This is a genomic window from Devosia sp. LjRoot16 (assembly GCF_964252795.1).
Lineage (GTDB): Bacteria > Pseudomonadota > Alphaproteobacteria > Rhizobiales > Devosiaceae > Devosia_A.
The window spans coordinates 1-12,988 of record NZ_CAXUPH020000007.1 but is presented as its reverse complement, the minus strand read 5'-3'; the positions used below and the strand labels follow the sequence as shown (position 1 = coordinate 12,988).

The following is a 12,988-nucleotide window of genomic DNA, read 5'->3' as shown; positions in this document are numbered from 1 at the left end:
GTCAGGCGGCGGCCGCGACTGCCTTGGGCGTGGCCGAGAACTCGAACACATCGTTCTCGATGCCGATCTTCAGCTCCATGTCGGTCATCCGCGCCAGGATGCCGGTGTAGAAAGGCTGGATGCCGCGGGCATCGACCCCACCCTCGGGCGAACCGGACAGCAGCCCTTCGGCGCCCGACGGCATCAGCGTCTTCTGCCGCTTCTCGGGATCCGATTTCGAGGTCAGGGTGAACACCTCGGCGCCCGCGGCGCCTTCGATCCTCGCCGTCACCACGCCGCCGCGCGGCACCGCCATGGCGGCGATCAGCAGCATGTTCATGAACAGCTTGGCCTTGTGCTTGGGGAGCAGGATCAGCGGCACCTGCCAGTCGAGGTCGGCCTTTTCGATCTCGAAATATACCCGCGCCACCCGCTCGCACTCGCGCGTGTCGAAATCGGTGCCCGCCGTCGACGAGGCGCCATAGGCCAACCGCGCGAATTCGAGCTTCGCCCGCGCCTGCTTGGCGGCATTGGCGATCAGCTCCTGCGCCCCGTCGGCCATCGCGGTCTGCGTCGGATCGGCCAGCACCTCGAGCCCATTGCCGATCGCCCCTACGGGGTTGATCAGGTCATGGCAGACCCGAGAACACAGCATCGCCGCGAGGTCGGTCGCCTTGAGCTCGATGAAATCCGCCATTCTATGGGTCCTTGCCGTCGAATCATTTTGGCGTAGCCTAACCGCAAGGGCCCGCAGACCCTAGGGGGTGCGGCGCTCTGCCTGGTTGGCAGCCATCACCGCAATCAGCTGCTCGTAGGCATCCTTGACCCTCGGGCCGTCACCGAAGGCAAGTAACACCTGCCGACCATCTGGCAGCTTCAGCGTACACTGGTAGCCAGGGGAGCCTTCTGTGCTCGCGACGCTGGACAGTTTCGGTGCCGCGACATCGCTCAGGGCCCACTCCTTCGTTCGCTCGCCCCAGAGGTGGCGGTCGATAACTCTGAGCTTGCCTCTTGATGCTCTGACCGTGGTGATCGGCAGACGAAGCAGGACAATCTCGATGAACAGCACCAGGCCCCAGAGCACCACTACCCCCCATCCGAATGAGGGATCGGCGGCGTCTGGACCGCCCTGGAGCGATACGGCGAACGCAAAGATCGGAATTACCGGAGCCACGACCCAACCCAGTATTGCTGTCCGGTTGGTTTCCTCAAAAACCACTCCGCGAGGCGTGTTCAATGCGACGCTTCCGGCTCGGTCAGCGCCGTCTCAGCCGGCGCCACGTCCGCCGCCTTGCCCACCGCATCCGCGACGCTGCCCTCTTCGCCGGTCAGCGTGCCCGAGAGCTTGCCCCAGCCGCTATTGGCTTCAAGCAGCGAGCTCTCCTCGCTCTTGAAGAACGCCTCGCGGTTGGCCACCGAGTAGAACAGGTAGAGCTTCATCCCCGAGATAACGTAGAGCCGCGGCTTGCCATCGGAGAGATAGCCCCGGGCGAGACCGGTGACGCAGTGTCCCCCGAACTGCGGGGCGTAGATCTCGGGGTTGCGCATGAACACGTCGCGGTTCGCCGCCGAGGCGAAGTACCACGGCACCCCGCCCCACTGGTACTCGAAGTCGGCGACGCCCTGGATCGGCTCGGGTTCGGTGAAATAGCTCACCGGATCATAGCCCTCGAGCGCCACCCCGGTCAGCGGGTCGGTGACGATGGCGGTGACCAGTGCAGCAGCGCTTACCGGGGCACTAAGTAGAAGCCCAAGGGTCAACCACAGAGCTACAAGAAGCCGGGTTATGGTTAAGTTTTGTTTACGCTTTTGCCGCATCATTGCCGCCATGAACGCCTAGCTTGAGCACACCCTCAGGCAAGCCGGATGCGCCGAACCTAGCGTCGTCATGGTAAGTACCGCGTAAATGGCCTGCCGCTCGAACTAAGCCCCTCCGGAGTGCCCTCATGCTCGACCGCATGGTCTACCTCATTCTTGCCGCCTTCGTCGCGCTGACCGCGGCCACGCTGGTGCTGACCCCGACCTTCAGCCAGGCGCAGGAGCAAGGTTCGCTCTCCGACACCTTCTCCGGCGACGAACTGGTCGATACCGGCCACCAGTTCTTCGGCTCCGTCGCCCAGGGCCTCGCCTCGCTGGTCGAGCGCGCCGTCAGCCAGTTCGGGCTGCCCAATGCCTATATCCTCGGCGAGGAAGCCGGCGGCGCCATCTTCGCCGGCGCCCGCTACGGCGAAGGCACCATGTACACCCGCAACCAGGGCGAGCATTCGCTGTTCTGGCAGGGCCCGACCGTCGGCCTCGACTTCGGCGGCGACGGTTCCAAGGTGATGATGCTGGTCTACAACCTGAACTCCGTCTCCGACGTCTACGGCCGCTACCCCGGTGTCGATGGCTCCGCCTACGTCATCGGCGGGCTCGGCATGACGGTGATCAAGTACGGCGACGTAGTGATGGTGCCGATCCGCTCCGGTGTCGGGGCGCGCCTCGGTGTCAATGTCGGCTACCTGAAGTTCACCCAGGAGCCGACCTGGAACCCCTTCTGAGCGGCCCGGCACGCAGCGATCGCGAAAACCGTCCGGAATCCGTTCAACCGCTGTTCATCGCAGCGGCGCATCGTGACCGCGTGCCCGTCTTCCGGTAAGGTTACGGCCTGACAGCAATAGCCGGGGGCGGCCATTGCTGCCAACGTAACGGGCGCGAACACCCGGGACCGGGCAGTTGCCGGTGGCGGAGTTGAGTTATGGTCATAGAAAACATCATGTATTTCGTGCTCGGCCTGCTCGTGGCCGGGCTCTTGGCGCTGATCATCATGCCCGCCGTCTGGCGCCGCGCCGTCCGCCTCACCAAGAAGCGCATTGAAGCCGCGACGCCGATGACCATGGCCGAGTTCCGCGCCGACAAGGACCAGCTGCGTGCCGAATTCGCCTTGTCCACCAGGCGCCTCGAGATGAACGTCGAGGCCCTGCGCCGTCGCCTCTCCGACCAGCTCCGTGACATCAATCGCAAGAAGAACGAGCTCGGCGGCATCAAGGGCGAGCGCGACAGCCACCTGCAGGTGGTGCGCGAGCTCGAGGAGCGCGAAGCCGAAGCCCGCCGCCGCATCCTCGAACTGGAAAAGGACGGCGCCGATCTCGCCCAGAAACTGCGCATGCGCGACCGCGAGCTGGGCGAAAAATCCAGCCAGCTCGACGCCGCCCGCGAAACCCTGCGCGGCAGCGCCCCGCGTGCTTTCGCCGTCGACGGCAAGGCGCTGAGCGGCAACTACAACACCGATATCGACGAGTTGCTGCAATACGTCGAGATCGAAAAGAAGCGCTCGGAATTCCTCGAGACGCAGAACCGCACGCTGATCGAAAGCCTCGAGAATTCCGACAAGAGCGGCGCTGAAGCGCGGGCCGCGGCGACGGAGCTGCGCGAAAAACTCGCTAAACGCGACGACGTGGTGAGCGACGCCCAGTCCGACCTCGCCGAGGCCGAAGCCCGCATCGCCGACGCCGAAAGCCGCGTCTCGACCCTCCTCGCCGAGACTACCAAACTGGTCGGCGACGGCGAGGAAAAGCGCGACATGCTGCTGGCCGAAAAGCTTGGCCTCGAAGAAGAAATGGAAAAGCTGCGCGCCAAGGTGGCCAGCGTCGAAGACACCGTCATGGCCGACTGGGACAGCGACCGCATCGAGCAGTCACACCTGCGCGAACGGCTCAACGACATCGCCTCGGACGTCAGCCGCCTGGTCTACGCGCTCGAAGGCAACGGCCCGATCGACGAGGAAGAGAGCCTCGCCTCCCGCATGCAGAAATTCGTCGACGCCGAGGAAGCCGAAGCCGCACCGGTCAAGGGCCCCAAGGCGAGGAAAGGCGGCGCGCCTGAAGGCCAGGCGGTGTCAGACCGGTTGAAGGCGCTGCGGGAACTGCAGGACGGCAACTGACCAATACGCCGCACCATCAGTCGGCCACCCTCTCCCGCCTGCGGGGGAGGGGGGACCAGCCGACAGGCTGGTGGGAGGGGGGTGCCACACACTGGTTACTACCCCAGCCGCGCACCGACGGTGGGTACGGCACAGTCGGTCAATCGCGCGTGGGGCCCCCCCTCCCACCACGCTTTCGCGTGGTCCCCCCTCCCCCGCAAGCGGGAGAGGGACGCCGACTGCACGTTCCGCTGTACGCCGACCTACTCGCTGACCACAGGCACTTCGCGGATCATCTCGCCCGACTTACCATCGAAAATGCGCACGCTGGTCAATGGCCCGAGCTTGTAGGTGACGGTCACCCGGCCATCCGCCGCTACCGCCGAAACCACTTCGCCACCGGCCGGAATCTTCAGCGCGGCGATGACGTAGTCGCTGCCGGCTTTGCTGTCGCTCTGCGATGCGCGGTAGACAAGTGCGCCGCCGATGGCGATAAGGCCCACCACCAGCAGCCCCATCGATATGATGAAGGACTTTCGCGCCCGGGCCAGCACGGCCTTGGCTTCCGGCGTCAGTTCCGGGGTGGTTTCGGGTTTGTCTTGAGGATCGCTCATGCAGGAAATTTCCGGCGAGGAACAGGAGTGGCAGTTGCTGGTCGATGCCGCAGACGCCGGCAGCCGGCTGGATGCCGCACTCGCCCGTGCCGTACCGGTCTTCTCGCGCAACCGGATCAAGGACCTGATACTGGCCGGAAGCGTCGCGATCAATGGGCGAGCTGTCACAGAGCCCAAATACAAGCTGCGCGATGGCGAAGAAGTCACGCTCATCGCCCCCGAGCCGATCGAGGCCGAGCCGACCCCCGAGAACATCCCGCTCGATATCCTCTACGAGGACGACCAGCTGATCGTCATCAACAAGCCGGTCGGCATGGTGGTCCACCCTGCCCCCGGCAATTACACCGGCACCCTGGTCAATGCGCTGCTCTACCATTGCGGCGACAGCCTCAAGGGCATTGGCGGGGTGAAGCGCCCGGGCATCGTCCACCGCCTCGACAAGGATACGTCCGGCGTCATGGTCGCCGCCAAGACCGAGCAGGCGCATAACCACCTCGCCGCGCAGTTCGCCGATCACGGCCGCACGGGGCCCCTCCACCGAGCCTACATGGCTTATTGCTGGGGCCGCACCCAGCAGGCCTCTGGCACCGTCGAGGCGCCGCTCGGCCGCGACCCGGCCAACCGGCTGAAGCAGGCGGTGCGCCAGGATGGCCGCGAGGCCATCACCCATTACTGGGTCGAGGCCCGCTTCGGCGACGAGGGCTGGGACATTACCCGCATCCGCTGCGAGCTCGAGACCGGCCGCACCCACCAGATCCGCGTCCACATGGCTCATATCGGCCACCCGCTGGTTGCCGACATGGTCTACGGCCCAGGCTTTGCCACCAAGGTCAACCGCCTGCCCGACCAGGCCAAGACGGCCGTAGCGGCGCTGGGCCGGCAGGCATTACACGCCGCCGAACTCGGCTTCGAACACCCGACAAGCGGCGAGGAAATGCAGTTCGAGGCGCCGCTGCCGCCTGATCTCGAGGCGCTGGAAGCGGCGATCGAACCATTCGATCGGGCGTTTGCGCGGTAGAGTGCTTCGCCGTCGGCGGCAGCGGCGTGCACGAGTTGACCCGCTGCCTCACCTCCCCACCGGATGTCATCCCTGCGAAAGCAGGGACCCAACCATCAGCTGGCGCAATCGGTGAATTGGGTCCCTGCTTTCGCAGGGATGACACCGAGTAGGTGGGGCAAGCGGTGCCCCCAGGGTGAGCTCCGGAGGGGAGTGGCAGACCACAAACCCGCCTGCAAGGTTCACGCAACCTTCGTGGTCTACCAACGTTTTCATGCAGGGTCGGTGGGTCTTATCAAGACCGATTTTCGACCTATATATCTCTGACAGTCAGCCGTGTGCCGGACTGGACACGGCTGCGTATCTGCCCGTGACTACGGGGGAAAGACGAGGGTGCATTATGGCCCAGACCAATCTGCCAATTCTTTCGGCTGAGGGTGGACTCAGCCGCTATCTCCAGGAAATTCGTAAGTTTCCGATGCTTGAGCCTGACGAGGAGTACATGCTCGCCAAGCGCTACAAGGAGCATCAGGATCCCGGTTCCGCCCAGAAGCTGATCACCTCGCATCTGCGCCTCGTGGCGAAGATCGCCATGGGGTATCGCGGCTATGGCCTGCCTATCTCCGAGGTCATCTCGGAAGGCAATGTCGGCCTGATGCATGCGGTGAAGCGCTTCGAGCCCGAAAAGGGCTTCCGCCTCGCGACCTATGCGATGTGGTGGATTCGCGCTGCCATTCAGGAATACGTGCTGCGCTCGTGGTCGCTGGTGAAGATCGGCACCACCGCGGCGCAGAAGCGGCTGTTCTTCAACCTGCGCAAGATCAAGGGGCAGATCGCCGCCCTCGATGACGGCAACCTCCACCCCGACCAGATCAAGCAGATCGCGACGACGCTGCACGTCACCGAAAGCGACGTCGTCTCGATGAACCAGCGCCTTTCGGGCGATGCTTCGCTCAACGCGCCGATGCGCGCCGACGAAGGCGCCTCGGAGTGGCAGGACTGGTTGGTCGACGATACGCCGAGCCAGGAGACCACCCTCGGTGAGACCGAGGAATTCTCCGAGCGCATGGGCTTGCTCACCAACGCGATGAGCGATCTCAACGAGCGCGAGAAGGCGATCTTCCAGGCCCGCCGCCTCCGCGACGAGCCGGCGACGCTCGAAGAGCTGGCGCAGGAATACAATGTCAGCCGCGAGCGCATCCGGCAGATCGAAGTCCGCGCCTTCGAGAAGGTGCAGGAAGCCGTGCAGAAGGCAGCCCACGCCAAATCGCGCGAAGCCAGCCTCTGAGTGGCATCGATGAATGAGAAAGGGCCGCCCAGTGGGCGGCCCTTTCTGTTTGGGCTGCGTACCTGCCTAAGCGTCCTACCCGTTCTGCGGTGGCCCGATCACCGGCACCACGGCCGGGCGTGGCTGTTGCGCCCAGGCGAACTCGCCCTTGCCCCATTTGGCGAACCGCGCCAGCAGCGCATCGCGGGCTCGCATGCCGGCCGGGCCGGCGGTCTTCTTGTTCTCGCGGATCAGGTAGGCGAAGGCCAGCCGCTCGCCATCGCGTTCGGCCCAGCCGACGAACCAGCCGGTCTGCCGGCGCGAGTTGAAGGTGCCATCGGCGTTGCGCTCGTAATAGGTGCCGGTCTTGCCCGAGACGGTCCATTTGCCGGCCGTAAAGCTCGGCATGATGGCGACCACCGCGGCCTGCGCCGCCGCCGTTGCCGGCAGCTCGCCCGCCAGCATCCGCCGCACGAACCGCACCTGCTCTTCCGGGGTGATCAGCAGCGACGAGTTGATCCACGAACGCAGCAGGCTGTTGTTCTTGCCCGGGTCGCCCGAGATATCGGCATTGCCATAGTCGAAATCGCTGACGTACTTGCCGAACCGGTCGGCGCCCATCTCGGCGACCAGCACGCGCGAGTACCACAGCACCGAATCGCGCAGCCAGGTGGCGGGCGTGGTGGTCACCTTCCAGTCGGCCCGGTTCGCGTCATACTCGGCTTTATACGGCCAGGCCGGCTCGTCCGCGCCGGTGAGGATGCCGGCATCAAACCCCATGACCGCCAGCGGCACCTTGAACGTCGAGGCCGGCGAGGTCGGCGTGTCGCAACCGCCGCCCTCCTGCAGCCGCACCGCGCCGCTCTCGGTGTCGACGATCAACGTGCATACCACTTCCGCCCGGCTCGCGGACACGGCGGCAAGGCTCAGCAATAATGCTGCAATCAGAACTTTCACGAATGGCCCCAAGCTCTTAAAGACCGCGACATGTAGCGGGGATTTAGGCGGAATTTCGCCGGAACGGGGGTTTTCGACCGATAGAGACGGCCCCCTCCCGGCCTCCCCCATAAAGGGGGAGGTGAAGAGTCGGGCTTGTGGCCCGATAGTGCCTGAAACTCGATGCGGCACCTCCCCCTTTATGGGGGAGGATGGGAGGGGGGCCGTCTCTATCAGTCAGCGTTTCTCCAGCAGCAGCTTCGCAATCAGCTGCGCCAAGTACTTCCGCGGCAGGATCAGCAAATACGGCGCATGCACGCCTTCCTCCGGCACGATCCGGAACGGCCCGGTCAGCGCCTCGTTCGAGGTGCCCGTCCGCACCCCTGGCGCGAGCTTCACCGCGTCGAGCGGGTATTTCAGCCCTTCCGAAGTCCAGAAGGTTATCGCCGCCAGCGGGTGGATCGAGACGCGCTCGCCCGGATCGACGGTGAACGAGAACGCCTTGGTCAGCGGCAGCGCCACGTCCTCTTCGTCGACCAGCACGATCTTCCGCTTTGCCGCATATTTGGCCACCGCATCGAGCGCCGCCAGCGTGTGGTCGAAGCGCCGCCCGGTCATCCCCAGCGCCACCGTTACCGGGGCGCGGGTCGAATAGAGCGACTTCTCGAAATCGGTGGTTTCCTGTTCGCTGATCTGCATCAGCCGGGTCTTGCCCAGCCAGGAGTGCGGGTTCTTCAGCGAATCGAAATCGCCGATGATCAGCTCGGGCTTGAGGCCGGCCTCGACGATCTGGTCGGCTCCGCCATCGGCTCCGACCAGATGGCCGCCCGAAGCGTAGAGCTCGCGCAGGAGGTCGAAATCGACCGTCCCGCCGCCAACGATGACCATCAGGTCGTCAAAGACCGCAACGGAAGTCTGGGGGGCACGCGCTTGCACGGAGGGAAAACTCTGTCTATCTGTCAGCTGTCTCGCTGGGGTGTTCCGGGCCTTCCGGAGCTGAGAGTTACCCATTGAACCTGAACCAGGTCATGCTGGCGGAGGAAGTTCGAGATGGCAAGGGCGCGACAGCGTCCGATCCATTGACGTCCCCTTCATTCACATGGCCGCAACCGAAGGGAACGATTTATGCGCTCGTTCGCACACTTCGCGTTGGCGGCAGTCATCTGCGCCACCGCCCTGCCTGTCCTCGCCGAGGACAAGCCGATCCTCAACATCTACACCTATGATGGCTTCGCCGCCGAATGGGGGCCCGGCCCCGGCCTGAAGGCCGGGTTCGAGCAGACCTGCAACTGCACCATCGAGTGGACGACCTCCGAGGACGCTATCTCGAACCTCCGTAAGGTGCAGCTCGAGGGCACCGCGACCAAGGCCGATGTCGTGCTCGGCCTCGATACCGCGACCTCGGGCGAAGCTCGCGCCACCGGCCTGTTTGCCCCGCACGGCCTCACTCCTGAGGGCCTGGTGCTGCCGTGGAACGACGCCGAGTTCGTGCCCTTCGACTACGGCTATTTCGCCTTTGTCTATGACAAGCAGAAGACACCCAACCCGCCGACCTCATTCGAGGAGCTCATTGCGCTGCCCGCGAGCTTCAAGATCGTCATCGAGGACCCGCGCTCGTCGACACCCGGCCTCGGCAATGTGCTGTGGGTCGAGGCCGCCTATGGCGACCGCGCGCCGGAGATCTGGAAGGGCCTGAAGCCGCATGTCCTCACCATGACCCGCGGCTGGTCCGAGGCCTATGGCCTGTTCCTCGACGGCCAGGCCGACATGGTGCTGAGCTACACCACCTCGCCCGCCTATCACGCCATCGCCGAAGACAAGCACAACTACGCCTATGCGCCGTTCTCCGAGGGCTATGTCGCGCAGGTCGAGGTGGCCGGCGTGCTGAAGAGCTCCGATCAGCCGGATCTGGCCAAGGCCTTCCTCGCCTACCTCACGACGCCGGAAGCGCAGAAGATCATCCCCACCACCAACTGGATGTACCCGGTGATCGACCTCGGCGCCGACCTGCCTGCCGAGTTCGGCAAGCCGCCCGCAAAGGTGCTGACGATCGACGAGGCGGCGCTTGCCGCCAATGGCCGGGCCTGGGTCGATGCTGCTCTCGCCGCGCTCCAGTAACCTGGTGCTGCCGCACCGTCCGCTCCGGCTCATCGCCGGGGCGGGCATCGCGGCGGCCATCGCCGTGCTGGTGGCGCTGGTGCTGCTGGCCATCCTCGCCACCGCGGCGGGCGAACCGTCACGCCAATCGAGCGTCGACGTCTGGCACCTGGTGTCGATGACCGCCATCCAGGCCGGGCTCACCACCGTACTGTCGCTGCTGGTTGGCACGGCGCTGGCCTGGGCGCTGAACCGGCTGCGTTTCCCCGGCCGCGACCTGATCGTCGGGCTGTTCGCCTCCGCCATCGTCACCCCCGGCCTGATCGTCGCCTTCGGGCTGCTGTCGGTCTGGGGCCGCGCCGGCTGGGTCAACCAGGCCTCGCTGGCGCTCACCGGCCAGCCGCTCGAAGTGCCGCTGTTCGGCCTCGGCGGCATTCTCGCTGCCCATGTCATCCTCGATGCTTCGTTTGCCGCCCGCATCCTCCTGGCGCGGCTCGACGCCATCCCGGAAAAGCGCCTGAAGACCGGCCAGAGCCTCGGGCTCGGCGCCTGGCAGCGCTTCGCCGTGATCGATTGGCCGATGCTGCGCACCACGCTGCCCGGCCTCGCCGCCATCATCTTCCTCCTCGCCTTCACCAGTTTCCCCATCGTCTTGCTGCTCGGCGGCGGCCCAGCCAACCAGACGCTGGAAGTGGCGATCTACGCCGCGGTGCGCCTTGATTTCGACCTCCGCGGTGCCGTCACCCTGGCGCTGGTGCAGATCGGCATCTGCTCGGCCATCATCATCGCCGCTTCCGCCTTCGCCCCGATCTCCGCCAGCACCGGCGGCTCGACCCCGCCGCGCTGGCGCGACGGCACTGGCGCGCGGCTGGCGCAATGGACGGTGCTGGTCTTCGGCATCGTCGGCTTCGCGCTGCCGCTGCTCGCCATCCTCATCGACGGCATCGGCCCCGGCATCATCGAGGTGGCGAGCCGCCCCAGCTTCTGGAAGGCTGTCGGCACCAGCCTCCTGCTCGGCTCGGGCTCAGCCATCCTGACGCTGATGTTGGCGCTGGGCATCGGCATGGGCCGCGCCGCCTCCAGTATCCCGCTGCTCCGCGTCGGCATCGGCGCCCCAGCCAATGCCTACCTCGCGGTGCCGGCCGTGGTGCTGTCGCTCGGCGCGTTCCTGTTGGTGCGCAATGCCGGGATGCTGCCCGAGGCCGCGGCCCCGGTGGTGGTGCTGCTCGCCAACGCGCTGCTCTCCCTGCCCTTCGCGCTGGCGACGCTGGCGCCGCCGCTCGATGCCATTGCCGAACGGCGCGGCCGGCTGATCCGCTCGCTCGGTCTCAGCGGCTGGCGGCAGTTCGTCGCCGTCGAGTGGCCGCTGCTCGGCCGCGAAGCCGGCGTCGTCCTGGCGCTGAGCTTCTGCTTCTCGCTCGGCGATCTCGGCGTCATCGCGCTGTTCGGCACCGAGGATTTCGCCACCCTGCCGCTGCTCATGTACCGGGCACTGGGCGCCTATCGCAGCAACGACGCCGCCGCCATCGCAGCGCTGATGCTGATCATCACCATCGCCGCCTTTGTTCTGCTGCCAAAACTGTTCGGAAAGCTCACCGATGCTTCAAGCTGAACACCTGCGCTTCATCCACCCCGGCGCCACCAGGCAGTTCGACCTAAGCCTGGTGGCCAAACCCGGCGAGATCACCGCCGTGAGCGGGCAGTCCGGCTCCGGCAAGTCGACCTTGCTCGACCTGATCGCCGGCTTCCTCGTACCCTCGGCCGGCCGGCTGACGCTCGCTGGACAGGACCTGCTGCCCTTGCCGCCCGAGCAACGGCCGATCTCCATCCTGTTCCAGTCCGAAACCCTGTTCGAGCACCTCAGCGCCTACCAGAACCTCGAACTCGGCCTGCCCCGCGGCGTGACCGGCGGGCGGCAGAAGATCGAGGCAGCGCTGAACGAGGTCGGGCTGCCGGGCGTATTGAAGCAGCGCGCCGACACCCTGTCGGGCGGCGAGAAACAGCGCGTGGCTCTGGCCCGCACTTTGCTGCGCGACCGACCGGTGCTGCTGCTCGACGAGCCGTTCTCCGCCCTCGACGACGACACCCGCGGCACTATCCGCACGCTGGTGAAGTCGCTGACCGAACGGCAGCAGTGGATCACGCTCCTGGTCAGCCACCATGTCGACGACGTCGAAGCGCTCGCAACGCGGCGCTACCAGCTGCGCGACGGCATGCTGTTCGAGGGGTAGAGGGCTGAGGGTCGCGTGGCACCCCATTGGCCGGCGCGGGCTGCCCCCCACCCCTGTCCCCTCCCCGCAAGGGGAAGGGCGACCCTCACACCAGCATCTCAGTCTGCGTCTCCCTCCCCCTTGCGGGGAGGGATCAAGGGTGGGGGTCAGGTTGCGCCGGTAGTAGCAGCGAGTCGCTGTCCAGCCCGCGCTGAACGCGCGCTACACTAACCGCCCGATTCTCCCCGGATGCCCCGCCATGTCCGAAGCCAATCCTGCCCGTTCCCCCGAGGGGCGGCAGATGTTCGAGAACCTCAAACGCGCCGTGCGGCTGAGCGCCCGGCTGAGCGACATCGGCTTTGATGACCTCGAGAGGCTCTGCACCGCCTTCAGCGAGCTGATCGGCAAGCCGGTGGGCGAGCGCTTCATGATCATCCCGCCCTTCTCCACCGATTGCGGCCTCAACATCACCGTCGGCAACAACGTCTTCATCAACCAGGGCTGCCACTTCATGGACCTGGGCGGCATCAGCATCGGCAATGACGTGATGATCGGACCGAAGGTGAACCTCGTTTCCGCCGGCCATCCGACCGATCCGGCGCAGCGCCGCAACGGCATCGTCAAAAAGCCCATCACCATCGGCAACAATGTCTGGATCGGCGCCGCCGCGACGATCCTGCCGGGGGTGAGCATCGGCGACAACGCAGTGATTGCAGCCGGAGCGGTGGTGAGCCGCGATGTACCGGCGAACACCATTGCAGCGGGCGTTCCGGCGCGGGTGTTGAAGCGGCTGTAGTGCTGGTGGGGCGGAGCGAACGTCCCTTCTCCCCTCAGGGGTCGCGGGACGAGGGCGTAGCCCTCGCTCGGAGGTGGCCGAAGGCCGGTTGAGGGTGAAGCGGCGAAATGCGCACTCGCTGAGAAGCTGAACCCCTCACCCGAGTTCCGCTACGGACCTGAAGGTCCTAGCTGCACTACCCTCTCCCCTCA

Annotated in this window: 13 protein-coding genes, 1 pseudogene and 1 riboswitch; of the genes and pseudogenes, 8 read left to right on the top strand and 6 right to left on the bottom strand. The window is 65.8% G+C overall.

Annotation, left to right across the window (positions count from 1 at the left end; all coding sequences use genetic code 11):
• Position 1 precedes the first annotated feature (1 nt).
• Genes ACSQ23_RS26615 through ACSQ23_RS26605 form a run of 3 tightly spaced genes read right to left on the bottom strand, consistent with a single transcriptional unit; the run spans position 2 to position 1,740 of the window.
• Positions 2-676, bottom strand: coding sequence for a histidine phosphotransferase family protein (locus tag ACSQ23_RS26615; protein WP_055877543.1), 675 nt, complete (start codon positions 674-676; stop codon positions 2-4).
• A gap of 60 nt (positions 677-736) precedes the next feature.
• Positions 737-1,216, bottom strand: coding sequence for a hypothetical protein (locus ACSQ23_RS26610; RefSeq protein ID WP_436092465.1), 480 nt, complete (start codon positions 1,214-1,216; stop codon positions 737-739).
• Positions 1,213-1,740, bottom strand: a complete 528-nt coding sequence (locus tag ACSQ23_RS26605) for a YHS domain-containing (seleno)protein (protein ID WP_436092464.1) — start codon at positions 1,738-1,740, stop codon at positions 1,213-1,215. The genes ACSQ23_RS26610 and ACSQ23_RS26605 overlap by 4 nt, the downstream gene beginning before the upstream one ends.
• 185 nt (positions 1,741-1,925) lie before the next feature.
• Between ACSQ23_RS26605 and ACSQ23_RS26600 the strand changes: the two genes are divergently transcribed.
• Both ACSQ23_RS26600 and ACSQ23_RS26595 read left to right on the top strand, forming a co-directional pair.
• On the top strand, positions 1,926-2,519 hold the full coding sequence (locus ACSQ23_RS26600) for a DUF1134 domain-containing protein (RefSeq protein ID WP_055877551.1): 594 nt from the start codon (positions 1,926-1,928) through the stop codon (positions 2,517-2,519).
• Positions 2,520-2,716: 197 nt separating this feature from the next.
• Positions 2,717-3,901, top strand: coding sequence for a hypothetical protein (locus ACSQ23_RS26595; protein WP_055999795.1), 1,185 nt, complete (start codon positions 2,717-2,719; stop codon positions 3,899-3,901).
• Positions 3,902-4,143: 242 nt separating this feature from the next.
• On the opposite strand, the gene ACSQ23_RS26590 is transcribed toward ACSQ23_RS26595, so the two are convergent.
• On the bottom strand, positions 4,144-4,494 hold the full coding sequence (locus ACSQ23_RS26590) for a hypothetical protein (RefSeq protein WP_436092463.1): 351 nt from the start codon (positions 4,492-4,494) through the stop codon (positions 4,144-4,146).
• Here ACSQ23_RS26590 and ACSQ23_RS26585 point away from each other — a divergent pair.
• Together ACSQ23_RS26585 and rpoH are read left to right on the top strand one after the other, a co-directional pair.
• On the top strand, positions 4,493-5,512 hold the full coding sequence (locus ACSQ23_RS26585; RefSeq protein WP_436092462.1) for an RluA family pseudouridine synthase: 1,020 nt from the start codon (positions 4,493-4,495) through the stop codon (positions 5,510-5,512). The two genes, ACSQ23_RS26590 and ACSQ23_RS26585, sit on opposite strands and share 2 nt — an antisense overlap.
• Positions 5,513-5,891: 379 nt before the next feature.
• Entirely contained in the window at positions 5,892-6,779 is an 888-nt protein-coding gene (gene rpoH / locus ACSQ23_RS26580) for an RNA polymerase sigma factor RpoH (RefSeq protein ID WP_055883274.1), read from the top strand.
• Between the two features lie 171 nt (positions 6,780-6,950).
• On the opposite strand, the pseudogene blaOXA reads toward rpoH, so the two are convergent.
• A pseudogene (gene blaOXA, locus ACSQ23_RS26575) lies at positions 6,951-7,727 on the bottom strand (class D beta-lactamase); the annotation flags it as partial.
• A 204-nt stretch (positions 7,728-7,931) separates the two neighbouring features.
• Positions 7,932-8,582 (bottom strand): thiamine diphosphokinase, encoded by a 651-nt coding sequence (locus tag ACSQ23_RS26570; RefSeq protein ID WP_055883271.1) that lies wholly within the window; start codon positions 8,580-8,582, stop codon positions 7,932-7,934.
• 74 nt (positions 8,583-8,656) lie between these two features.
• Positions 8,657-8,754: riboswitch (TPP riboswitch) on the top strand.
• A 65-nt stretch (positions 8,755-8,819) separates the two neighbouring features.
• On the opposite strand from ACSQ23_RS26570, the gene thiB reads away from it, so the two are divergent.
• From thiB to ACSQ23_RS26550, 4 genes are all read left to right on the top strand, one after another.
• Positions 8,820-9,812 (top strand): thiamine ABC transporter substrate binding subunit, encoded by a 993-nt coding sequence (thiB, locus tag ACSQ23_RS26565; RefSeq protein ID WP_436092461.1) that lies wholly within the window; start codon positions 8,820-8,822, stop codon positions 9,810-9,812.
• Positions 9,769-11,403 carry a hypothetical protein gene (locus ACSQ23_RS26560; RefSeq protein ID WP_436092460.1) on the top strand — a complete coding sequence of 545 codons (1,635 nt, stop codon included), beginning with the start codon at positions 9,769-9,771 and terminating at the stop codon, positions 11,401-11,403. The genes thiB and ACSQ23_RS26560 overlap by 44 nt, the downstream gene beginning before the upstream one ends.
• Entirely contained in the window at positions 11,390-12,022 is a 633-nt protein-coding gene (locus ACSQ23_RS26555) for an ATP-binding cassette domain-containing protein (protein WP_436092459.1), read from the top strand. The genes ACSQ23_RS26560 and ACSQ23_RS26555 overlap by 14 nt, the downstream gene beginning before the upstream one ends.
• 238 nt (positions 12,023-12,260) lie before the next feature.
• A complete protein-coding gene (locus ACSQ23_RS26550) occupies positions 12,261-12,797 on the top strand; it encodes a sugar O-acetyltransferase (RefSeq protein ID WP_055999775.1) in 537 nt (178 codons plus the stop codon).
• Positions 12,798-12,988: the final 191 nt, after the last annotated feature.

Excerpts from the sequence above, each read along its gene's own strand:
- ACSQ23_RS26570 (WP_055883271.1), bottom strand. The coding sequence starts at position 8,582 with ATGGTCATCGTTGGCGGCGGGACGGTCGATTTCGACCTCCTGCGCGAG.
- rpoH (WP_055883274.1), top strand. The coding sequence starts at position 5,892 with ATGGCCCAGACCAATCTGCCAATTCTTTCGGCTGAGGGTGGACTCAGC.
- ACSQ23_RS26615 (WP_055877543.1), bottom strand. The coding sequence starts at position 676 with ATGGCGGATTTCATCGAGCTCAAGGCGACCGACCTCGCGGCGATGCTG.
- thiB (WP_436092461.1), top strand. The coding sequence starts at position 8,820 with ATGCGCTCGTTCGCACACTTCGCGTTGGCGGCAGTCATCTGCGCCACC.
- ACSQ23_RS26555 (WP_436092459.1), top strand. The coding sequence starts at position 11,390 with ATGCTTCAAGCTGAACACCTGCGCTTCATCCACCCCGGCGCCACCAGG.
- ACSQ23_RS26600 (WP_055877551.1), top strand. The coding sequence starts at position 1,926 with ATGCTCGACCGCATGGTCTACCTCATTCTTGCCGCCTTCGTCGCGCTG.
- ACSQ23_RS26585 (WP_436092462.1), top strand. The coding sequence starts at position 4,493 with ATGCAGGAAATTTCCGGCGAGGAACAGGAGTGGCAGTTGCTGGTCGAT.
- ACSQ23_RS26590 (WP_436092463.1), bottom strand. The coding sequence starts at position 4,494 with ATGAGCGATCCTCAAGACAAACCCGAAACCACCCCGGAACTGACGCCG.
- ACSQ23_RS26560 (WP_436092460.1), top strand. The coding sequence starts at position 9,769 with ATGGCCGGGCCTGGGTCGATGCTGCTCTCGCCGCGCTCCAGTAACCTG.
- ACSQ23_RS26550 (WP_055999775.1), top strand. The coding sequence starts at position 12,261 with ATGTCCGAAGCCAATCCTGCCCGTTCCCCCGAGGGGCGGCAGATGTTC.
- ACSQ23_RS26595 (WP_055999795.1), top strand. The coding sequence starts at position 2,717 with ATGGTCATAGAAAACATCATGTATTTCGTGCTCGGCCTGCTCGTGGCC.